The sequence below is a fragment of the Verrucosispora sp. WMMC514 genome (assembly GCF_027497295.1).
Classification (GTDB): domain Bacteria; phylum Actinomycetota; class Actinomycetes; order Mycobacteriales; family Micromonosporaceae; genus Micromonospora; species Micromonospora palythoicola.
This window is the reverse complement of record NZ_CP114906.1, coordinates 806,472-827,972: the sequence shown is the minus strand read 5'-3', so window position 1 is coordinate 827,972 and position 21,501 is coordinate 806,472. Positions and strand designations below refer to the sequence as shown.

The window sequence follows — 21,501 nt, the reverse complement described above, 5'->3', positions numbered from 1 at the left end:
ACCGAAGCCGACAGCGTCAACGCCTGGCCGCGTCGGTTGGCCGCCGGGCGGGCGTACGGACGGGCCCGGTCACCGAGGTCGGTGGCCGGGCCCGTCCGAGGTACTCAGAGCGTGTGCCGCTCAGAGCGTGCTGCCGTTGGCTCCGGTACCGGTCGGCTTGGTGCGGGGGGTGGTGGACGTCGAAGCGGAGCTCGACGTGCCGGAACCCGACTTGCTGCCGGCCGTGGCCGGCGTACCGGCGAACGTGTCGTCGGCCGGGGTGAGCGCTTCCTTGCCGTTGGAGTTCAACTTCTCGCCCAGCTTGGAGTTGCCGAGCTTGTCCTTGCCCTCGTGGTAGAGGCGGTTCGCCTGGGCCTGCGCGACCCCGGCCGCCTCCTGGACGGTCGGGTGGTCGAGCACCTTGCGGCCCCGGACCACCAGCTCCTCGTACTTCTCCCGGCCGGCACGGGCGCCCAGGACGAACCCTGCAGCCAGCCCGCCAAGGAACATGATCTTTCCGCGCATGGCGGCTCCTTTCGTACCTGACGCGCCGTCGTCCCGCTCCCGGGAGGCCCGGTGGCGGGACTGATCGATTCGCGCCTGCGTCCTGTCGTCGGCAGCTAACTACCCATCCTGCTCTCCGCTCATACCTCCTTGTGCCAGGATGACGATTTGTCTGGTAAACGGCCACCGGCCGGCTCGGTGATGGCCGATGAACCCCCTGGACCAACACCCCCCGACGTCCTGTACTCTTGTGCCCGGCGCGCGGTGCGGAGCGATCCGCTCCGGGCGTTGTTGCGGTCCCCCGTAGCTCAATTGGCAGAGCAGCCGGCTGTTAACCGGCAGGTTTTTGGTTCGAGTCCAAACGGGGGAGCTTCACTGCTCACCAGGACGCCCACCGGCCCGAACCGGTGGGCGTCGGTCGTTCCGTCGGCCGGACCCAGCCGACCGGGGTCACCCCGGATCTTCGCGAGGCGGCACCAGGCCGACCGGTCTACGCTGGTACCCGATGTCCACTGACACCGACGTGGTGATCGTGGGCGGCGGTCTCGCCGGCCTCGCCGCGGCTCGCCGCCTGCACCGCGCCGGGGTGCCCTGGCGGCTGGTCGAGGCCACCGACCGGCTCGGTGGTCGGGTCGCCACCGACGCCGTCGACGGATTCCTGCTCGATCGTGGATTCCAGGTCCTCAACACCGCCTACCCCCGGGTGGGCGCGCTGCTCGACGTGGACGCTCTCGACCTCGGCTACTTCGTCCCGGGAGTGCTGGTACGCAAGGGCGGTCAGCTGCGGCGACTGGTCAACCCGTTGCGCGAGCCCGCCGGTGGTCCGGGCACCGCTCTGGCCCCCGTCGGCTCCCTGCCCGACCGGCTGCGCTTCGCCGCTCTCGCCGCGAGCTACGCCACGCTGCCCCCCGAACGTCTGCTCGCCCGGCCCGAGACCACCGCCGAGGCGGCGCTGCGCCGCGCGGGCCTCTCCCACGCGATCATCGAGGACCTGCTCCGTCCGTTCCTCTCCGGCGTGCTGCTCGACCGGGAACTGGCCACCTCCAGCCACGTCCTGGCGATGGTGCTGCGCTCGTTCGCCCGGGGCCGGGTCGGCCTGCCCGCCGACGGCATGGCGGCGCTGCCCCGGGCCGTCGCCGCGCCGCTGCCGACCGGGCTGCTGGAGCTGAACACCGCCGTCGCCGAGGTGGCACCGGGTCGCGTCCGGACCACCGCCGGCGAGTTGCGCTGCCGGGCCGTCATCGTCGCCGCCGACCCGCCCGCCGCCACCCGGCTGCTGGACCTGCCCCCGGTGCGCATGCACGCATACACCACCTTCTACCACGCGGCCGCCGAGCCACCGTTGGACGAGCCGATCCTGCTCCTCGACGGCGACCGCCGCGAGATGATCGCCAACACGGTCGTGGTCAGCCACGCCGTGCCCGGCTACGCGCCCACCGGCCGGCACCTGATCGCCACCTCCGTGGTCGGGCCGTCGGTACCGACCGAGCCGGCCGTGCGGCTGGAACTGACCCGGCTGTACGGGCGGCCCACCGCCGACTGGGCGCACCTGACCACGGTCAAGATCCCCGCCGCGCTGCCCGCCGCGCCGCCGCCACAGGGCCGGCTACGAAAGCCGGTGGGGCTGGGAAACGGACTGTTCGTCGCCGGTGACCACCGCGACAGCCCATCCATCCAGGGGGCACTCGCCAGCGGCTGGCGCACCGCCGGAGCCGCCCTGCGGCACCTGCGCCAGCACTGAGAATTCGGGGTCACCGACGCGAAGATGATCACCTATGATCCTCGCCATGCCCGCACCCCTCCCGCCGCCGGTTCTCGACGCCGCGGCGGCGTACCCCCAGGTGGCCGCCGCCCGTGGCGCGCTGGCCGCCGGTGACTGGCCGGCGCTGCGCGCCCTCGTCGACGCCCAGGACGCTTACGGTCGGACGGTCCTCGTGGGCGAGGTCGGTGACACACCGGACGCCGAGCCGCTCCTGCGGAAGGCACTCGCCGAGCGACCGGACGACCCGGTGGCCGCGGCCATGCTGGGGGCACACCTGATCCACGCCGGATGGCGGATCCGGACGGCCAGCCGGGCGCAGGACGTCAGCCGGGAACAGTTCGCCCAGTTCTTCGATCATCTGCGTCGGGCCGAGCAGATCCTCATCGAGGCCACCGCCCGTCACCCGCAGGATGCGGCAGCCTGGACCCAGCGGGTCACCAGCGCCCGCGGCCTGCAACTCGGCCAGGCCGAGGCCCGGCGCCGCTACGACCGGCTCGCCGCCGCGCACCCGCACCACCTGCCGGCACAGGGTTCCCTGTTGCAGCAGTTCTGTCCCAAGTGGAGCGGCACCTGGGACAAGACGCACGCCTTCGCCCGTGAGTGCGCCGACGCCGCGCCGGCCGGCGCGCCCAACGCCGTCCTCATCGTCGAGGCGCACCTGGAACAGGCTCTCGACCACGGCAACCTGTCCGCCGCCGGTGAGTTCCTCCGCGGACAGCGGGTACGCGCCGAGATCCACGACGCGGCCCAACGCTCCGTCTGGCACCGCGAGTTCCGCCACGGCTGGGGCTGGGTCCAGGTACGCAGCACCTTCGCCCTCGCCTTCTGCCTCATGCAGGAGTGGACACCGGCGGCGCAGCAGTTCGCCGCCCTCGGACACCTCGGTGACGAGTCGATGTTCGGCTACTTCGGCGACGCGGTGCGGCAGTTCCAGCGGTTCCGCGACAAGGCGTACGCGAAGGGCGGCCGGCCGTGATCCAACACCTGGAAACCGACGGGGTGCCGACCCTGCTCGCCCCCACCGGCGGGTCGATGCGCGCCGGGCTGACCTTCCGGGTCGGCACCGCCGACGAGACGCTGGCCCGCCACGGCATCACCCACCTGCTCGAACACCTCGTCCTCGCGCCGCTGGGCAGCGCCGACTACCACTTCAACGGCGCCACCGGACCAGTCTTCACCACCTTCCACATGCAGGGCTCGGCGGCGGACATCGCCACCTTCCTGACCTCCGTCTGCGCCAACCTCACCGACCTGCCCACCGCCCGGCTGGAGGTGGAGAAGGACATCCTGCGCACCGAGTGGAGCAGCCGGGGAGGTTCGGCGATCGACGACATCCCGTTGTGGCGTCACGGTGCCCGCGACCACGGGCTCAGCAGCTACCCGGAATGGGGGCTGAGCGGGCTCACCGCCGAGGAACTGCGCCAGTGGGCCGCACGCTGGTTCACCCGGGAGAACGCGGTGCTGTGGATCGCCGGTGACCGGGTGCCCGAAGGGTTGCGGCTGGACCTGCCCACCGGCACCCGGCAGCCGGTGCCGGCCGCCTCGTCGGCGCTGCCGACCACCCCGGCGTACTTCGTGCACGGCTCGCGGGCGGTGGTGCTCGACGCCGTGGTGCGGCGTCGGGCCGCCGCTACCGTCTTCGCCGAGGTGCTGGAGCGCGAGCTGTTCCGGGCGCTGCGCCAGGACGCCGGGCTCTCCTACACCATCAACACCGGCTACGAACCGCGCGGCGACGGGCACGCCCACCTGCGGGCCCTCGCCGACGCCCTCGCCGAGAAGCAGGACGCGGTCGTCGGCGGGTTCATCGACGTGCTGGCCAAGCTGCGGATCGGACGGATCGAGCAGAGCGACCTGGACGCCGCGGTGGCCAAGCGGGTCGACATGTACGCCACCGCGGAGTTCGACGCCGCGCGGCTGCCCGCGTACGCCTTCAACCTGCTCACCGGCGAACCGAACCACACGATCGACGAGCACCTCGCCGAACTCAAGGCGGTCACCGTCACGGACCTGCACGAGGTCGCCCAGGAGGCGTACGCTTCCGCACTGCTGATGGTGCCGGACGGAACCCGCGCCGACTGGGCGGGCCTCACCGCCGCGCCCACCTCGTCGGAGTCGGCCGTGTCAGGCACCACCTACCACGCCCGTGACGACGACGGTCGGCTGCTCGTCGGCACCGAGGGGGTCAGCCACGTCGGTGCCGGCGGCACCCTCACCGTCCGGTACGCCGACTGCGCCGCGATGCTCGCCTGGCCCGACGGCGCCCGGCAACTCATCGGCCACGACGCGATCGTGCTGCACATCGAGCCGACCCTGTTCGACACGCATCCGGCGGCGATGAGCGTCATCGACAGCGGGGTGCCGATCGACCGGCAGATCACCATGCCGCCCCGCGACCCGGAGAACATCCCGCAACCGCGTGCCCTCCGCGAGGCCCGTGCGTACCTGGCCCGGCCGAAGCGGGCCGGGTGGGAGATCCTGCTGATGGTGCTCAGCGGCCTCGCCACGCTTGTGGTGGGTGGGTTCACCCTGCTGCTCACCATCGGCATGTTCATCAGCCCCACCGCCGAGGAGGACGTCGCCGTACTGTGGGGTGCGGTCGTGATCGGCTGGCTGCTCGCTGTTATCCTCGCGTTGCCCATCGTGCTGCTGAGGCGAAGGGGACGCCGGTGAGGGAAGGCCGTCGACGCTGAATCCCTTCCGAGCGGTCCGGTCCGTTCGGACCGCACCGCAATGTCGGGAAGGTGCGTTGGCCGGTGATCGACCGGGCGGGATAAGATCCGCCCCGGTACCGGGGCGGTAGCTCAGCCGGTTAGAGCAGGGGACTCATAATCCCTCGGTCGCGGGTTCGAGTCCCGCCCGCCCCACCGACCGCACCATTGTGCGAACCGGTGGTTGTTCATCGTGAGTGCCCCCGTCCGGGTTAGGCGGGGGCATCGTCGTGTCGGTGGGGATCTTGAAGACGGGTACGACGCCCTGGTCGGTGATCTGGACTTCGGCGATGAGAGTCTCGATGGCGGCCTTGCGTTCGGTGGTCGTGCCGCTGGCCATGATCGTGGTGAGGTGCTCGCGAATCCGGGTGATGGTGGCGGGCGGCAGGGGCGCGGGTTGGGCGGCGAGGTCGACTTCGAGTTCGGCGTGGCGCGTGTGGAGTTGAGCCAGACGCTGGCGGAGTTCGCGGATGCGAGGCCCGGCGGTGGCGTCGTCCATGGTGCCGTTTTCGAAGGCGGTGTGGTATTGGCTGATGGCTGCCTCGGTGGTGGTGATCTGATGGGCGGTCGCGCCGAGTTCGGCGCGTCGGTCGTCGCTGGTGGTGTCGCGTTGGGCGTGAGCGCGTTCGATCATGGCGGCCAGGACGGGTTCGGCGGTGGCATAGAAGTCGTGTAGGGCTTGAAGGACGAGTTGGTCGAGGTCGTCGGCGGGAAGTCTGGGCGCGGTGCAGGTGGCGTGTTTGCCGTATCGGGTACGGGTGAAGCAGGTGTAGTAGCGGTAGCGGCGGGTGCGGCCGTTGGCGGAGGTGCCGATGTAGCGCTGTCCGCAGTGGGGGCAGGTGAGTAGGCCGGTGAGGTAGTAGTCGGAGTCGGACATAGCGCGTTGGGTTTGGGTGTCTCCTCGGGCGTTGGCGATGTCTTGGGCGCGTTGGAAGGTAGCCCGGTCGATGAGGGGGTCGTGGGCGTCGGGGACGTAGACGTCGCGGTAGGCGATGTCGCCGACGTAGGCGGGGTTGTCGAGGATCCGGTTGATGGTGTGTCCGGACCACTTCTTCCCGGTGCGGTTGGGGACTCCGCGTTCGTTGAGGATGGTGGCGATGGCGCGGGTTCCGTGCCGGTCGCGGGTGTAGAGACGGAAGATGTCGCGGAGGATGGGTGCTTCGTCGGGGTGGGGGACGAGGCGGTGGTCGGGGTCGAGTTGGTAGCCGTAGGGGCGGGTGCCGCCGGCCCATTTGCCTTTGCTGGCTTTCGCGGTCATGCCACTTTTCACTCGGTCGATGATGATGTTGCGTTCGAATTCTGCGAAGACGGCGAGGAGTTGGAGCATCATGCGGCCGAAGGGTCCGCCGGTGTCGACGGGTTCGGTGGCGGATGAGAATCGGACGTTGGATGCTTCGAGGATGGTGATGAGGTCGAGTAGGTCGGCGACGCTGCGGCTGAATCGGTCGAGTCGGTAGACGAGCAGGACGTCGTAGAGGCCGGCTTTCGCGGCGTGGAGTGCTTTCTTGAGGCCTGGGCGTTCGGTGGTGGCACCGGAGGCGTCGTCTTCGTATTCGGCGACGATCGTCCAGCCGGGCTGAGAGGCGACGTACTTTTCGAGGGCGGCGCGTTGGGCGTCGAGGGAGAAGGGTTGGTGTTCGTCGTCGGTGGAGCGGCGGATGTAGACGCAGACTCGACGAGGGCCGGTCGGCTGCTCGGCGGTGGTCGGGTGGGCGCGTCGGCCGCGTCGCCTCGGCGGGATGAGGGGTGGCGTGTCGAGCATTGTGGCAGGTCGTCCTTCGAGGTCAGAGGCTCCGGAGTGCTGGCGGCCGGAGTCGGCCGCCAGCGAGTTGTCCGGGTTGGCTGGTCTACGGCGTGAGGTGAGGGTGGTCGTCGAGGAAGTGGTTGAGTAGGACGGCGAGGGCTTCGGCGGCGTTATCGAGTTCGTCGGTGGTCATGGGTACGGTGTCGATCCGCGCGATAACCATCGGGATCGGCTGTTCCATTTTGCTAGCGCGGTTGGGTATTGCACCACCGTTTGTTGTGGTGGTACCGGGATGCGGATCGTCAGGATACCTCCGGACGGCGTTTTCGTGGTGGGGCGTTTTCGCCACTGTCCTCCGAAAAGCATGCGAATCTTCTGGTGTTGGAGTCCTTCTCTCATGGGGTGTCCTTTCCGTGCGAAATCAACAAGCATTAGCGTTTCCGGGATGCGATGACTTGACCTTTCGGCAGTGGTGAGGGTCGATTGTGTCCGTGCCGTCGGCCGGGTGGTCAGGCGGCCGACCAAGTGCCCCTTCCGAGGAAAGGCCTGCCGTGCTTCGCGAACGACTCAGCTGCCTGGCTGTCATCCCTGACGATGTGACCGATCCGCTGCTGTGGCGGTTGGCCTTCGACGTCGTTGCCGCTCATCAGCCGGGCTCGCGGGGAGACTGCCGGAACTTGCAGTGCGTCGGGCAGCGGGGCGTGTGCGCTGCCGCCCGCAACGCCCGCCGCGCGATGAGCCTCGCTTGCGCGAGCCGACCGGCGCCTCCTCGACCGGGGCTAGTGGTGAGGGGTCGTGCTTCCGTGCCCGCCCGGCTGCGGAGTTCCTCCTTCAGTTGGTTCACCCGGCCGACGTCGACGCCGCTGCGGTTGACGAAGTCGCTGGCAGCCGCCTGACAGCTGCGGTGGATGCACGGTGCCCATCGGTGGGACGGTCCGCGCTGTTCGGCGGCGTGTGGGCCGCACACCCCCGCTTTCTGGGCCGTCAGGGTGCCTGCCCGTGCTTGCTGGTCGGCGTGGGGGTTGGGAATTGGGTGTCGTGGTGGGTGTCGGTGTAGGGCAGGTCGACCAGCCGCATCCGGCCGGCGGTGCCGATGCCCTGGAGTTGCCAGACCGGTTCGGCGGGGCTGGCGTTGAGGGCGGTGCGCATTTCGGCGGTGGTGGTGGCGATGACCGTTTCCAGGTCGGGGACGTCGGCGAGGCGGTGGTGCAGGTTCGTCTCGCGGCGGGCGGAGGGTAGGTGGAACAGCACGGGCCACGCCCAGGTGCTCATCGCGTACAGCCGCTCGTACTTTGCGATCTTCTCGGTGAGGACGTCGAGGCACTCGCGGCCCGTGTCGTACTCGAGGAAGAAGGGCACGGACCGTCCGCGCTCGGTCCACACCCCGGCCCCGTCGGGGCGGGGCAGTCCTTTCGGTCCGTGGACCATCATCTGCGGGTTGCCGCCCCTGCGGTAGAACGCGCCGGGCTCGTGGAAGGCGGAGGCGGGCTGCCAGCGGTCCAGGACCGTGTGCGGGTGGGTGCGGGCGTGGGCGGCGAGGTCGATGAAGAACTGGTTGCCGCCGAGCAGGTGTGGCAGGTCCCGGCGCGAGGTGAGGGACTGTTTACGGCGGCGGGCCTGGTCTCGGCGTGGTGGTCCGAGTCCGCGTTGGGCGTGGACGTGGTCGTAGCCGAGCTGGTCCAGGACGTAGTGGTACGGGTAGGAGCCGCCGTCTGGTCGGTTGGGTCGGAACCGGTCCACCGCCCCGAGACTGGTGAGGCGCAGGAGGCGGCGTTGGGCGAAGTCCAGGGAAGGGAACAGGGCAGCGGCGACCTGGTCGGTGGTCAGGACGCCGTGGTCGTAGAGCCAGCCGAGGAGGCGGTCGTCGCGGCCGGTGATGCTGGCCTGCATCCGTAGCAGCGGATCCGGAGCCGGTAGGCGTTTACGCATACGCGCCCCCAGGGGGGAGACCCCCAGGATGAGGGTCTGTCTGGAGCCGGACCGCAGCAGTGGAAGCGGGGCTGACCTGGGCTGTGAGTCGGGGCGGGGGGTCGGTTCGGGGGTCGGTGTCAAGACCGACGGTCACACGGCGATCGACACCGACCGCCGCACGGCCGGTAACACCGGACCCGTGGCCTCGGTGGTGCGAGAAAACGCGCGACGTGGACCGGCCGTGTCGCCGGCCGAGATAGTGAACATTGAGCTGGGTGAACACGTGCATGCTCCTTGATCGGAAAGTGTTTGGATGGTGCACCTCGGTCGTACCGGAGAGACGGACGGCGGGTGCACGCTCGTCGGATCGGGCCAGGTTCTGTCAGACATGGACTTCCTGACAGAACCGCCGACCGGGCCGTGAAGGGCATCGACTGACAGAACTCGCGTTCTGTCACGCGACATCTGCTGGGGACAGATCCGGCGAGAGCTGTCGGGGCGGGCTGGTCTCGGCGCGCAGGACACGCACGAGTGCCGAGGCGGTGGCGTTGGACAGTTGGTGCCCGTCAGCGCGTAGCTGTCGCGCGAGGGCCTTACGGGACAACGGTGTCCCCTGGGCCGCGAGGGCACGGGCGGCGGTCCGGGCGACCGGGACCAACGCCGCGATCTCCGGCCCACAGTCCCGGACCCCCGCGTGGCTGTTGCGACTGTCCGGGACCGTCGACTGCCCGTCCAGGGCGGTGGCGGTGACCGCTGGGGTGGAGTCCGGGACCGCGGCCGTGTCGGCGTGGACCGGCGCAGCCGGTCCGGGGACCGTCTCGGCGGCGTCCGGGACCGTGGCACCGGTGCCGGAAACTGGCCCGGACCCGACCCGCCCGGACCGGCTGTCCGGGGCGGACGGGGCTATCCGGTGGAGCGGGGCAGGATCAGCACGACCGAGGGCGATCTTCACCATCGCCAGGAAGCCGAGCGCCGGCAACGCGGCGGCGATCCAGCCGATCACCGACGGTTCTGCCCCGACCACCTGAGCCGCCAGAGACAGGAACACCGCCACCGTCAGCACCGTCGCCGGGAACGCGACACTCTTGCCCAGCCGCCGGTTGCGGCGCAGTTCCAAGCCCGCCGCGATCGACGTCAACTCGAGCACGACCGCGTCCGCCCACGCCAGCCAGCCCGGCTGCCCGTGCGCGGCGGCCACGTCATGGACGTGACGGAAGGACGCCGCGCCCGCCGCACCACCGATCAACAGCATGATCAGCACTTGGACCCGATCTTCCAGCCGCTCCCGCCCCGACCGCGCCTCGCCGGACGGGCCATACGGTCGATGCTCAGGTCTCGCCAACGGCCCACCACCCGTCGACAGGCAGCCCATGCACCGCCCCAACCAGGACGGCCAGGCCAGCGCGGACCGAAACCGCGAGCTCGACGGACACCGCCGCCGGCCCCACCAAATTGATGTTGAATGAAGTCACTGATTGCTCCATGAATGGTCGTAGGGTTTCGAAGTACGGCGAATGAAGGCCGCCCGGACGACCGTCTGCGATCACGCTTCCGGGCAGGCTTGTTCCTGCCGGATCACGCCTGGCCGGGCGGACCTCATTCACAAGCAGAGGTCGTAGAGCCACTGTGGACGAATCAACCAACAAGCCAAACTCTGCGCAAGGACAGCCAAAAGGGGCACGATGCGTCACGTCGCCTCACATGGCAAACCATGCTCAGCAACGGACACGGACAGGGGCCAGCAGAGCCGCAGAGGGGGCAGAGGTCACCAGCAGCGCCCACGTAGAGCGCCGGAGGTGAACCGGCGGCTCAACTCGCCGACAGCCGAACCTTCATGTGGGTCCTCCCATCTCTCCACGCCCCCGACATCGCCGGCACGAACAACAGCAGGCACCCCAACTCCGGGAATGCCTGCCTCTCATCGTGGACCGCGCTAACCGGCGGTACGAGAACGTACAACCAGTACGCCCCGGCAACACCCATCGAGTCAACCGCGATTTCGCGGGGCAACCCGCCTGACCTGAGCCCTCAGTCCGGTTGAATCCGGGACTCCGGCCTCCAGTGCCTCTGCGTCCACACCGCCACTGCAAAATTTCCTTGCCGTTCGTCCATCTCTTGGGACGAGCGTCTCATCAATCCAGATGAGAGGGCGGGGGTGGCCTTCAGGCCCAGAAGAGGATGTCGCCGCGGACCTGTTGCTCGCTGAGAGGCTGGCGGGTCGGGCTTGAGGCGCCGTCGAGGCTCGTGGTGTACCAGCCAGTGGAGTCATGGATCGCTACCCGTTGGCGATCGGGAGCGATCAGGACCGTTGGTCGGGAAGCCTTACTCGCCGGTGCCACCTGCTTGACCGTCACGGTGCCAGCAGACACGTCGACCGCGGCCAGGGCGACGCTGCCGTAGTGCTGGCGCGAGCTATCGCGCGAGGATGTGCACAAGAACTCATCCTTGTTGACCTGCGTCTTGCAGTCGTACCAGATAGCGCCGCTGATCAAGTCACTGCCCGGCTTGATCCCGGTGACGATGAGGCTGGTGACCGTATCACCGCGGACGTAGACCCGTACGTCGGACTCGTCCAAGCCAGCAACACGGAACTTTTTCTCTTGCTCAAGGCTGCCCGCACCGTCCTCCCTCGGAGCCACCGCCGGCTGGTCCGGGTCAACGGACATGACTCGACCAGGCTCGGACCGCGTGGCGCCGACCCTGACTCGGACCCGCCCGGCCTCGCCAAAAGTTGGGTTGTCAAAGCACTGCTTACCCTCACCGAAGTCCTGCGGCGGCTGCCAACGTCCGGACGAGACATAGACGCCATTGGTCAGCTCGGCTACCTGCAACTCGCAATTGCTGATGTAGGCCAGCCGGTTCATCGTGGTGTCGAACGCCTCCCGACGGCTGACCACGGCTTCGCCCGGTGCCACTGCGGTGGCGAGCAGGTTGCCTGTAGCGATGTCGTATACCTGCAAGCTCTTGGTGCCCGTGGAGAAGTCGTCCTTCGAGAACACGATCCCCGACGGCAGACCGGCCGCGCCCGTCGGCTCGATCGCCGCGTCGTCACCCCCCTGTGCACGACTGCTCGTGGGCTGTGCCGAGGATCCGCCGCACCCGCTCAGCAGCAACGCTGCAAAAGCACACACCACCGCGATCCGCCGCACGAAAACCCTCCTCAGGTCGGAGACCAAGCGGTGATCCTAAGTCACATCGCTGCAATCTGTAGCCCCTTGACTCCTGAGCGGTGATCAATCGAGCAGTGAGGTCGACAGTCGTGCCTGATGCGCGACGATCCGGACCGGGCCCGCACCGACGGCGGCGGCGGGATCCTCGATTCGGAGTAGCCTCCCGTTCAATCCGATGCCTCCTGCGGCCAGGTTCGCAGCTCCGGCCGGCACTGAGATCATGGTTCGATCCGGCGTTCGTACACCGCGCGGTGTTTCCCAGGCCCTTTGTAGTCGTGGATCACCGATACTCCGTGCTCGACGGCGTCGCCGGAGACGTTGGTGAAGCCCAGGGCGAGCCAGGCCCGGTGTGCGGCCTGGTTGTCGGGTTCCGAGGTGAGGAAGAGGCGCTGGCATCCCCAGAGGGAGCCTTGGCGGTGGACGTCTTCGATCAGCGCTCGTGTGATCCCTGCACGTCGGTGGCTCGGGTGGGTCATTACGTCCTGGAGGTAGATCTCGGACGGGTCGATCTGGCTTCGGAAGGCGATCACACTGCCGACGACCTGCCCGGCGACGATGGCGACCGGGCAGGTGTTCGCGAACATCGTGGCGTACAGCCAGTAGTCCGATGAGCCCCGCAGCCTGATGTACGGCTCTCCGAGCGCCAACAGCTTCTCGAGGTCGGAAATCCGGTCGACCGTGAGCGGGGTGATGATCATCGGTGTTGCCCTTCGGTGAGCTTGATCGATGCGGTGAGGTCACGTGCGGCGGTGGTCGGGTCCAGGGAGTCAGTGACTCCGCGGCCGATGACGAGGATGTCCCATGAGTGTCTTCGGCCGGCTTCGACGTCGGTGGGTTCGAAGCCGCCGGATACCGCGATCGGCAGCTTGGTCCACGACCTGATGAGTTGTGCCTGGTCGAGGGGGTGGAAGCCGGCCACGCCCAGGTCGATGTTCGTGGTGATGGCAAAGCCGTCGATGCCCGTGCGTTCCATGTCCTGGACCCAACCCTGGGTCAGCCGCCCCTCGGGCACGTCGATGACGACGGGGACCGCGAGACGTTTGCTCGCTTCGACGGCTGCGGACACACTGGCGATGCTGGCGGGTCCGATGAGGAGTACGACGTCGGCTCCGGCCTCGGCGGCGAGAACGACCTGGTCGCGCCCCCAGTCTGCGGACATCATCTCGGCCACGACCCACGTGCCAGGAGCTTGTTGCTTGATGGCGCTGATAGCCTGGATACCGACGCTCTTGATGAGGGGGTCGCCGATCTCGATGAACTGCACACCGGCGGTGGCGGCGGCCTGCGCGACGCGGATGGCGTAGTCGACGTCGCGAACATCGAGTGCGACTTGGAGTGCGCGTCCGTCTCGGAGCCGACGGAAGGTTTCTTTGCTGATGCCTACCGTCGTGTTCGTGCCCGCGCTTTCTCCGCCGAGCAGGCTGGCTTCGGTCCGAACGAGCCAGTCGGTCGAGGCGACGCCCTCGCTGACCAAGGCGGTTTGAACGTCTGCGGGTAGCCGTAGGGCGCCGGTGCGGATCTCTCGGAGCAGGCCGAACAGGGCACCGCGAGCGGAGTCGTCGTCTTGAAACGGTCGTCTGCCGGATTTGAGTAGGAGCCGCTGAGCGGCGACTCGGACGTTCCTAGGGCCATGTCGCCACGCGTCCTGCTTCCTGGTCACCAGGTCGGCGGCCGAGTGGTCGTGCCCGGCACGGGTGGCGAGCCCTTGGAGGAGGCGCTCGCGGACGTGCCAGTTCCGGTCTTCGAGGAGTGTGGCGAGCAGGTGCTCCGTGTCGGGCGCGTTGGAGCGGCCGACGGCGTCGGCGACGGCGGCGCGGACCTTGTAGTCGCGGTCCGTTACCAACGCTTCCAGGATCATGGTCGTCGTGTGTGGTGGGATGGCGCGCCCGGCTTGGATTCCCTCGGCGACGGCTGCGCGGGCTCGCCAGTCGGGGTGGGCGAGGAGCGCCTTCAGCTCTTGGGACCGGCCGTCGTCGGTGGCGATGAAGACGTAGAAGTGTCGGGCGAGGAACACCGCGTCTTCTACCGTCTCGAGTTGCGCGAGTCGGACGAAGTCGTGGATGGCCGCGATGGGTAGCTGCGTCTCGACGCACGCCACGATGTCGTCCCAGACTGCCGGGCCGAAGCGGCGCAGTACCCGCAGCATCCATCGCGGGTACTCCGCGCCGAGGGCTGTGGTGGCTGCGCTGGCGTGCAGGAGGGCCCTGGCGAGTGGCAGGCCGTTGTCGTGTAGGCACCGGGAGGCGCACACGCGCAGCACCTCTGCTGTGGCGAAGGCTGGGGTGTCGCCGGTGAGTTCGAGCATCAACGGCAGCGTTTCGGTGATGCTGACCGACGGTGACTGGGCGACGGCGGCCAGCAGCTCCGGCGACGTGGCATCCAAGCCCTGGAGGGCGAATTCCAGGACGCCTCGCAGGTCGGCTGATGTGCTGGTGCGAGCGGCTAGTGCCGTGACCACGAACGTTCACGGTGTTGGTTGACACGCCGCGCGGCCTGTCGGGCGGGCGGCGTTGTGCGGGTCAGGCTGTGGCGGTGGCAGATCTTGTACGCGTGCGGCGGCTGAGTGACCAGGAAGGTCAGCAGCTGCTCAGAATCACCCGCCGGGGAACCGGTTCTCCGATCCGACTACGGCGGGCGATGGTCGTGCTCGCCTCGGCCGGTGGGAACACGGTGCCGGCGATCGCCCGCTTGGTCCAAGCCGATGAGGACACGATCCGGCAGATCATTCACCGGTTCAACGAGATGGGGATGGCCAGCCTGGACCCTCAGTGGGCGGGTGGCCGTCCCCGCCAGATCAGTAGCGACGAAGAGCAGTTCATCGTCGAGACGGCCAACACCCGCCCCGAGAAGCTGGGGCGGCCGTTCACCCGGTGGAGCATCCGCAAGCTCGCCGACCACCTGCGCCTGCATGCCACCCGCCGGGTCCGGATCGGGCGGGAACGGTTGCGGCAGATCCTGCGCCGGCACCGGATCACCTTCCAGCGGACCAAGACGTGGAAGGAGTCCACCGACCCGCAGCGCGATGCCAAACTCGCCCGGATCGAGTACGTCAGCACCCACTTCCCACAACGGGTGTTCGCCTTCGACGAGTTCGGACCCCTCGTGATCCGCCCCCAGCCCGGCGCCGGGTGGGCACCCGCAGGCCATCCGCACCGGCTGCCCGCGAACTACCACAAGCTGCACGGCGTCCGGCAGTTCCACGGCTGCTACTCCGTCGGCGACGACCAGCTCTGGGGTGTCGTCCGGCGCCGCAAGAGCGCCGCGAACACCCTGGCCGCACTCACGTCGATCCGCGCCGCCCGCCCGGACGGGGCACCGATCTACGTCATCCTGGACAACCTGTCCGCGCACAAAGGCCGCAAGATCCGGGCATGGGCGGCCCGCAACAAGGTCGAGCTCTGCTTCACCCCGACCTACGCCTCCTGGGCCAACCCGATCGAAGCCCAGTTCGGGCCGCTACGCACCTTCGTCATCGCCGGCTCCAACCACCCGAACCACCCGGCGCTGACTCGAAAGCTGCAGACCTACCTGCGCTGGCGCAACGCCAACGCCCGCCACCCCGACGTCCTGGCCGCCCAACGCCGCGAACGAGCCCGCATCCGCAGCGAACGCCAACAACGCTGGGGCCAACCCGCCGCCCTCGCAGCCTGACCCAACACCGCGAACCTTCGTGGTCAAGGCACTAGGTCGTTGAGGAACTCGATGGTGGTGGTCGAGCGGCCGTGGGTCTCGATGAGCCGGGCGAGCCACCGCGCGAAAAGGTACTCACGAATGACGTCGTGATGGAACGCCAGAGCACCGGTCGGTCCGGGTCGTACGAGCCCCGCGACCGAGGACGCGCTGAGGTGATTGTCATGTCCCGGGCCGTCATCGAGCGCCGGGAGTAGGGGATGGGGCCAGGCCGCGGCGAGCTGCCGGCGCGCGAGAGTCGTCAGGTCTGCGGTAGTGCATTCGACATCAAGTCCTGCCGCTTTCAAGATCGAGGCGACGCAGAACTCCACGAGCCGGTAGGCATCGGTGTGCCCGAGTGGCTCGGTCGACTTGGCGGCACGGATGAGGCTCATGTACAGCGGCAGGCGGACCAAGTTGCGAATCTTCGCCGGCAGCGCGTCGAACGAAGGCTCGCTCTCGGACCGCTGGGCGTTCCATACCTGCCGGGCGGTGCCAGCGTCCCATCGCTCCAGCCGCAGCGACGCGCCGACACCGCGGTCCTGACCGGGCATGACCGCCGCCGACAGAACGGGGTAGGGCGCGAGCTCGATCTCCGGCGGCGTGCGCAGTACGAGGAGGAATCGCAGGTTCCCTGACAGCACCTGCCGCAGCGCGCCGTCGAGTTGGCGGCAGACCTTGTCCACCACGGCGCGGGGCTGCGGACTGTCGATGACGACGAGCAGCGGCCTGGACAGGCTCTGGCTCTCACCTTCCAAGGTCAGTAAGGGATCCTCCCCGGCCGGCAGGGAGCCGTAGCGGAGGATCTCGCGCGCCAGGCCGATGTCCTCAGTCCATGAGTCCGCCGTCAGCAGCTGTACATCGCCTCCGGAAGCCTGCGCCGCCAGATGGCGGGTGAAGCTGGTCTTGCCACCGCCAGGCGGGCCGGTGAGCAGGTAGACGCGGGCGGTCGAGGCGAGAAAGTCCGCGACCAGACGCTGGACGTCAGCCGGCGGCACGTAGACGAGGTCGTCGGGCTGCTGGCCACCGAGCGCGGCGAGAATGGCGGTGGTCCGTTCACTGGAACGGGCACCGAGGTCCTGTCTTGTCTGCTGAAAGCCCTCGGCGGCAGCCCGCGGCTGGCTTGGCACAGCAACGGCTGACGCCTTGAGGACCTGGGTGAATCGCTGCTTGGCCTCGCGGCCGGTCCACCGCCGTACCGTCTCCACTGGTATCCCCCAGGGCCGTGCACTCAGCGTCATTGTCGCAGTCGGCAGCGTAGTAGACGACAGCCGGCGCAGACGAGCTGAAACTAGGACAACACTAGTACGGCAGCCGCCGTTTGAGATCTTGCTGGTCAGGTGGGGTGGACGCGAGACGGCCACCGCGTGATCGTCTGTGCGTTGTGGACACAACATCAGATCGGGCGGTGGCCGCGTGCCACAGCGTAGCCGTTGTCGGATGGGAACGTGTGCTGGCCGGGGTGCTCGGGTGCTTCGCGGGCCGGTTCGGGCGGGTCGAGCCGCGACGTGCGGCCCGACAGTTCGTGACCGGGCTGCTGTCCGATTGTGAGGTCAAGACGTGTTGGCAGTTGGCGGAGCAGGCCGGACACGCCCGGCCGGACGCCATGCAGCGCCTGTTGTACCGGGCGGTGTGGGACGCCGACGCCGTCCGCGACGACCTGCGCGATCTGGTCGCCGGCCGGTTCGGTGACCCGGATGCGGTCCTGATCCCGGACGAGACGGGGGACCTGAAGAAGGGCACTCACACGGTCGGGGTGCAGCGGCAGTACACGGGCACGGCCGGCCGGATCGAGAACAGCCAGGTAGGGGTCTTCCTCGCCTATGCCAGTGCGCACGGGCACACCCTGATCGACCGACGCGTGTACCTGCCGGTGTCATGGACCGACGACCGCGATAGGTGCCGGGCCGCCGGTGTGCCTGACGAGATCGGCTTCGCGACCCGGTCGGAACTGGCCGCTGACATGATCACCGCCGCCCTCGACGCCGGTGTTCCAGCAGGGTGGGCCGCTGCGGACGAGGCCTACGGCAACAGCACTGCCTTCCGCGCCCACCTGCGCGGACACGGGCTCGGCTACGTCCTCGCGGTCTCCCGCAATCACCTGATCCCGCTCGACGGCGGCAAGACCCGCGTCCGGGCCGACCGGATCGCCGCCGACCTACCCGCCACGGCGTGGCAACGCCGCTCAGCTGGCGCCGGGTCCAAGGGTCCACGCTTCTACGACTGGGCGTGGCTCGACGACGTGTGCACCGACGCCGACCCCGACGACGACGGCCGGCACAGCCTCCTCATCCGCCGTAACACCACCACCGGCGAGCTGGCCTTCTACCGCTGCTGGACCCCGCGACCGACCAGCCTCGCCCAACTTGTTCGGGTCGCGGGCATCCGATGGACGGTCGAGGAAAGCTTCCAGGCCGCCAAGGGCCAGGTCGGTCTGGACCAGCACCAGGTCCGCCGCTGGGACTCCTGGCACCGGTTCACCACCCTCACATTGGCCGCCCTCGCCGTCCTGGCGATCTGCGCCGCCGACGCCGCCCACAACGACCCGACCGACACCGGACAGATCAAGCTCACCGTCAACGAGACCCGCCGCCTGATCAACGCCCACATCATCCGCCCGCTCCACGACCTCGCCCACCGTCTGCGCTGGTCACAACGGCGACGCCGGCATCAAGCCCAAGCCCGGCGATCCCACTACACACGCCGCCTCAACCTCGAACTACAGCCATGATCCCAAACGGCGGCTGCCGTACTAGGACGTTCACGCATCGTCAGGGCCGGATCGGACCCGCAGGCTGGTTGCACAGATAACCACGGTGGTGGATCGGGCGTTCGGACCACGCCACCGCTGTGACCAGCCCTCGCATTACGGGGAGCGCTGATGGGTGGAGGTGCATGTGGCCATGGACGTGCGCAGCAACGACGTGCACGCCCGTGCTCGGCGTGCCGGCTCCGGCTCCGGCTCCGGAGGTGAGCGGACGACGCGGCTGGGCCTGCCCACCTCGGCGGCGTACACCCTCGATGGTCTGCTGTGCTGCCGCAGTTGCGGCATCTCCCTGCAGCCCGGCCTGATGCTCGGTCGGCGTGCTTACCGTGGGCCCTGCGGTTGCCGGTTGACGGCCGTGGACGCCGAGGACATCGAGCAGCTCGTCCTGAAAGCGGTGGCCGGGCCGGCACCGGGCCTGGTGGCGGACGCCTCGCCCGAGGACATCAGGCGAATCTTCCGCCGCTTGTTCGTCACCGTCCGGGTCGGTGGCTGCGCGCAGGACCTGTCCATCACCTGGCGCACCTGACGCCGAACCAGTAGCTCTCCACGCGCTCGTCCATCAATCCGCAGCAGGCAACCAGAGGAACTCCGATCAACGCCGGAGTCGATGACGACAGGAAGGAATGGAAACGGTATGAGCATCAGGCAGACAGCGCCTTCGCCGGGAATCGACGTGGCGCGGGTCCCTTCGCGGTCCGGGCTGATGAAGGGACGGGAGGCAGCATGACCAACGTCGTCACCTACCGGCCGGCCCCTGGGGAGTTGCGCTACACCTTCGGTGGTCACCCGGCGGTACTGGAGATCGAGCCGGGCAGCCTGCTGGTCACCAGGACCGAGGACTGCTACGGCGGTGCCGTACGCACGGTAAATGATTTGCCGTCGCAGGTGTGTCAGGCGTTCAACCCGGTCACCGGCCCCTTCCACGTGGTCGGCGCGGAACCGGGGGACACTCTCGCGCTGCATTTCGCGGCCATCACCCCGGCCCGCGACTGGGGCGTGTCCGCCACCTTCCCGCATTTCGGGGCGCTGACCGGCACCCGCAGCACGGCCATGCTGCACCCGCCGTTGGATGAGCGGGTGTGGCGCTACACCATCGACACCGCCGCCGACACCGTGATCTTCCACGCCAGCCGCTCCGACCACAGCATCGTCATGCCACTCGAACCGATGCTCGGCACCGTCGGCGTGGCCCCGGCCGGCGGCGAAGCCCGCTCCACCCTCGTGCCCGACGCACACGGCGGGAACCTCGACACTCCGGAGATCCACCTCGGCACCACCGTCTACCTCGGCGTCAACGTCCCCGGCGCGCTGTTCGCCCTCGGCGACGGCCACGCCCGTCAGGGGCAGGGGGAGGCGTGTGGTGTTGCGGTGGAGACCGCCATGAACGTCAGCGTCGTCGTCGACCTGATCAAGGGCGTGCCGACCCCATGGCCGCGTATCGAGACCGACTATCGGATCATCTCGATCGGCGCGGCCCGTCCGCTGGAGGACGCCTACCGCATCAGCCAGCACGACCTGGTGATTTGGACCGCGCACCTGACCGGCCTGGAGATCCTCGACGCCTACCAGGTCGTCTCGCAGGCCGGTCGAGCCGCGCCCGGCAACGTCTGCGATCCGCTGTACACCATGCACGCCGCCCTCAACAAAGCCGTCCTGGCCGGCGCGAACCCGTACGGCGGAGTGCATCAGCGGTTGCGTCGCATCGCCGAGGCCCAGATCAAGCAACCAGGAAAAGAGCATGGGAACTGAGGCGTTGAGCTGGGCGCCCGCCGAGCTCGACCTGACTCGTCCGAATGCCGCCCGCATTTACGACTACTTTCTCGGCGGCAGCCACAACTTCGCTGCTGACCGCCGGGCTGCGGACGCCGTCCTCGCCGTCGCGCCGCATGTCGCAGACGCGGCCCGCGCCAACCGCGCGTTTCTCCGCCGTGCCGTCCATTACGCGCTCCAACAGGGCATTCACCAGTTCCTCGACCTCGGATCGGGGATTCCGACCGTGGGCAACGTGCACGACATCGCCCACCACGTCAACGCCGATGCTCGGGTGCTGTACGTCGATGTCGAGCCGGTAGCCGTCGCGCACGCCAGGGCGCTGCTCGGTGACCACCCGTTCGTTGACGTCATCCAGGCCGACATCTGTTTCCCGGACTTCATCCTCCGAAATCCCGCGACACAGCGGCTGATTGACCTCACCCGCCCCGTGGCCGTCCTGTTCGTATCGGTCCTGCACTTCATCCCGGGCGACGTCGACGCCATCGTGGAACCATTTCGCGCCGCGATGAGCCCTGGCAGCGCCCTCGTCATCTCCCACGCGACCTCCGGCACGGCCACCGCCGAAACCGACGAGGTGCAGCGGCTGTACCAGCGCACACCCACCCCACTTCAACTGCGTGCCGCTGCCGAGATCGAGGCACTGTTCGGCGACTTCGCCATGCTGCCCGCCAGCCGATCTGTCGTACCCGCCACCGGCACAGCACTCGTCCCTGTCGCCCAGTGGCGCCCTGATGCTGACGACCAAGTGGCGGGCAGTCCCGCGTCTGCCAGCCCTTTCCTCGCCGGCTTCCTCGGGGGCGTCGGCATCAAAGGAGCCGGCCGATGACCGTTCCTCGACTGCCGCTGCCCCTGCGTGACGAGCTGTTCCTGCTCGGCCATGACGACGACAACGCTCAGCCGTACATCGACCGGCAGGCGCTGGCGCTCGGCCTGGCCGGCGCGGTCCTGATCGACCTTTTCATGGCCGGGCGGATCGTCCTTACCTCGAACGATGACTCCCACCCGGCTGGCGAGCAGTGGTTACGACTGCGCAGCTATCAGCCGGTAGGCGATCTGATCGCCGACAGCGCCATCGGCTACATCCGTCACGGTCATGCGAACCCACCGGTGAGAGAGTTCCTCCTCGGCTTCGCTGACGACCTGTACGAGCGCGCCCGAGCGGGCCTCGTCGCCGCCGGGATCCTGCGGCAGACCACCCGCCGACGCCTGGGCGGCCTCGTACATACCGACACCTACCTCCTGACGGACAGCAGATGGTCGATCGTGGCCCGGACCCGCCTGCGATACGTGGCGGAGGGCCGGGAGCAGCCCGACAGCCACACCGGCGCCCTCGCCGGTCTAGTTGCCGCCCTGGGTCTGACCACCTACCTCCACCTCGATGAGGACGTCGATGCCCTGGCGGCGTACCTCGCTGCCATCGCCCGCGAGCACCACCAATCGGTACAGGCAATCACCGCCGCCGTCGATACCGCCATCGGTGACCTCACTACCACCACCTACCGCTAGCCGTAGGA

The 21,501-nt window shown here is 68.7% G+C and carries 17 protein-coding genes, 2 tRNA genes and 1 pseudogene; 12 read left to right on the top strand and 8 right to left on the bottom strand.

The features are described 5' to 3' along the window. Nucleotides 1-120: 120 nt before the first annotated feature. Nucleotides 121-504 carry a hypothetical protein gene (locus O7597_RS03645; protein WP_269737716.1) on the bottom strand — a complete coding sequence of 128 codons (384 nt, stop codon included), beginning with the start codon at nucleotides 502-504 and terminating at the stop codon, nucleotides 121-123. Between the two features lie 276 nt (nucleotides 505-780). On the opposite strand from O7597_RS03645, the gene O7597_RS03640 reads away from it, so the two are divergent. From O7597_RS03640 to O7597_RS03615, 6 genes are all read left to right on the top strand, one after another. After that, nucleotides 781-853: transfer RNA gene (locus O7597_RS03640), tRNA-Asn, on the top strand. 135 nt (nucleotides 854-988) lie between these two features. Then, nucleotides 989-2,224, top strand: coding sequence for an NAD(P)/FAD-dependent oxidoreductase (locus O7597_RS03635; RefSeq protein ID WP_281582016.1), 1,236 nt, complete (start codon nucleotides 989-991; stop codon nucleotides 2,222-2,224). 46 nt (nucleotides 2,225-2,270) lie between these two features. Then, the gene (locus O7597_RS03630) at nucleotides 2,271-3,221 is read left to right on the top strand and encodes a hypothetical protein (RefSeq protein WP_269737714.1); all 951 of its coding nucleotides are present in this window, start codon (nucleotides 2,271-2,273) and stop codon (nucleotides 3,219-3,221) included. Next, the gene (locus O7597_RS03625; protein ID WP_269737713.1) at nucleotides 3,218-4,915 is read left to right on the top strand and encodes an insulinase family protein; all 1,698 of its coding nucleotides are present in this window, start codon (nucleotides 3,218-3,220) and stop codon (nucleotides 4,913-4,915) included. Before O7597_RS03630 ends, O7597_RS03625 begins: the two co-directional genes overlap by 4 nt. 120 nt (nucleotides 4,916-5,035) lie before the next feature. Continuing rightward, nucleotides 5,036-5,109 (top strand) — tRNA-Ile (locus O7597_RS03620). Nucleotides 5,110-5,146: 37 nt separating this feature from the next. Further along, nucleotides 5,147-5,629 (top strand): hypothetical protein, encoded by a 483-nt coding sequence (locus tag O7597_RS03615; protein WP_281582015.1) that lies wholly within the window; start codon nucleotides 5,147-5,149, stop codon nucleotides 5,627-5,629. 9 nt (nucleotides 5,630-5,638) lie between these two features. Here the strand turns inward: O7597_RS03615 and O7597_RS03610 are convergent. From O7597_RS03610 to O7597_RS03585, 6 genes and pseudogenes are all read right to left on the bottom strand, one after another. Next, a pseudogene (locus O7597_RS03610) lies at nucleotides 5,639-6,715 on the bottom strand (recombinase family protein); the annotation flags it as partial. Between the two features lie 966 nt (nucleotides 6,716-7,681). Next, a complete protein-coding gene (locus O7597_RS03605; RefSeq protein WP_281582014.1) occupies nucleotides 7,682-8,626 on the bottom strand; it encodes a replication-relaxation family protein in 945 nt (314 codons plus the stop codon). 436 nt (nucleotides 8,627-9,062) lie between these two features. Next, nucleotides 9,063-9,860 carry a DUF2637 domain-containing protein gene (locus O7597_RS03600; RefSeq protein WP_281583178.1) on the bottom strand — a complete coding sequence of 266 codons (798 nt, stop codon included), beginning with the start codon at nucleotides 9,858-9,860 and terminating at the stop codon, nucleotides 9,063-9,065. 910 nt (nucleotides 9,861-10,770) lie between these two features. After that, on the bottom strand, nucleotides 10,771-11,784 hold the full coding sequence (locus tag O7597_RS03595) for a hypothetical protein (RefSeq protein ID WP_281582013.1): 1,014 nt from the start codon (nucleotides 11,782-11,784) through the stop codon (nucleotides 10,771-10,773). Between the two features lie 212 nt (nucleotides 11,785-11,996). Further along, the gene (locus O7597_RS03590; RefSeq protein ID WP_281582012.1) at nucleotides 11,997-12,476 is read right to left on the bottom strand and encodes a GNAT family N-acetyltransferase; all 480 of its coding nucleotides are present in this window, start codon (nucleotides 12,474-12,476) and stop codon (nucleotides 11,997-11,999) included. Continuing rightward, on the bottom strand, nucleotides 12,473-14,236 hold the full coding sequence (locus O7597_RS03585; RefSeq protein ID WP_281582011.1) for an orotidine 5'-phosphate decarboxylase / HUMPS family protein: 1,764 nt from the start codon (nucleotides 14,234-14,236) through the stop codon (nucleotides 12,473-12,475). The genes O7597_RS03590 and O7597_RS03585 overlap by 4 nt, the downstream gene beginning before the upstream one ends. A gap of 74 nt (nucleotides 14,237-14,310) precedes the next feature. On the opposite strand from O7597_RS03585, the gene O7597_RS03580 reads away from it, so the two are divergent. Then, a complete protein-coding gene (locus tag O7597_RS03580; protein WP_281580406.1) occupies nucleotides 14,311-15,429 on the top strand; it encodes an IS630 family transposase in 1,119 nt (372 codons plus the stop codon). 23 nt (nucleotides 15,430-15,452) lie between these two features. Here O7597_RS03580 and O7597_RS03575 read toward each other — a convergent pair whose 3' ends face one another. Continuing rightward, on the bottom strand, nucleotides 15,453-16,655 hold the full coding sequence (locus O7597_RS03575) for a hypothetical protein (RefSeq protein ID WP_281582010.1): 1,203 nt from the start codon (nucleotides 16,653-16,655) through the stop codon (nucleotides 15,453-15,455). A 242-nt stretch (nucleotides 16,656-16,897) separates the two neighbouring features. On the opposite strand from O7597_RS03575, the gene O7597_RS03570 reads away from it, so the two are divergent. The 5 genes from O7597_RS03570 (at nucleotide 16,898) to O7597_RS03550 (ending at nucleotide 21,493) form a co-directional block, all read left to right on the top strand. Beyond that, the gene (locus O7597_RS03570; RefSeq protein WP_281581661.1) at nucleotides 16,898-18,178 is read left to right on the top strand and encodes an IS701 family transposase; all 1,281 of its coding nucleotides are present in this window, start codon (nucleotides 16,898-16,900) and stop codon (nucleotides 18,176-18,178) included. 154 nt (nucleotides 18,179-18,332) lie between these two features. Beyond that, nucleotides 18,333-18,740, top strand: a complete 408-nt coding sequence (locus O7597_RS03565) for a hypothetical protein (protein ID WP_281582009.1) — start codon at nucleotides 18,333-18,335, stop codon at nucleotides 18,738-18,740. A gap of 197 nt (nucleotides 18,741-18,937) precedes the next feature. Beyond that, nucleotides 18,938-19,963, top strand: a complete 1,026-nt coding sequence (locus O7597_RS03560) for an acetamidase/formamidase family protein (protein WP_281582008.1) — start codon at nucleotides 18,938-18,940, stop codon at nucleotides 19,961-19,963. Next, entirely contained in the window at nucleotides 19,953-20,813 is an 861-nt protein-coding gene (locus O7597_RS03555; RefSeq protein WP_281582007.1) for an SAM-dependent methyltransferase, read from the top strand. The genes O7597_RS03560 and O7597_RS03555 overlap by 11 nt, the downstream gene beginning before the upstream one ends. Beyond that, nucleotides 20,810-21,493 carry a GPP34 family phosphoprotein gene (locus O7597_RS03550; protein WP_281582006.1) on the top strand — a complete coding sequence of 228 codons (684 nt, stop codon included), beginning with the start codon at nucleotides 20,810-20,812 and terminating at the stop codon, nucleotides 21,491-21,493. Before O7597_RS03555 ends, O7597_RS03550 begins: the two co-directional genes overlap by 4 nt. Nucleotides 21,494-21,501: the final 8 nt, after the last annotated feature.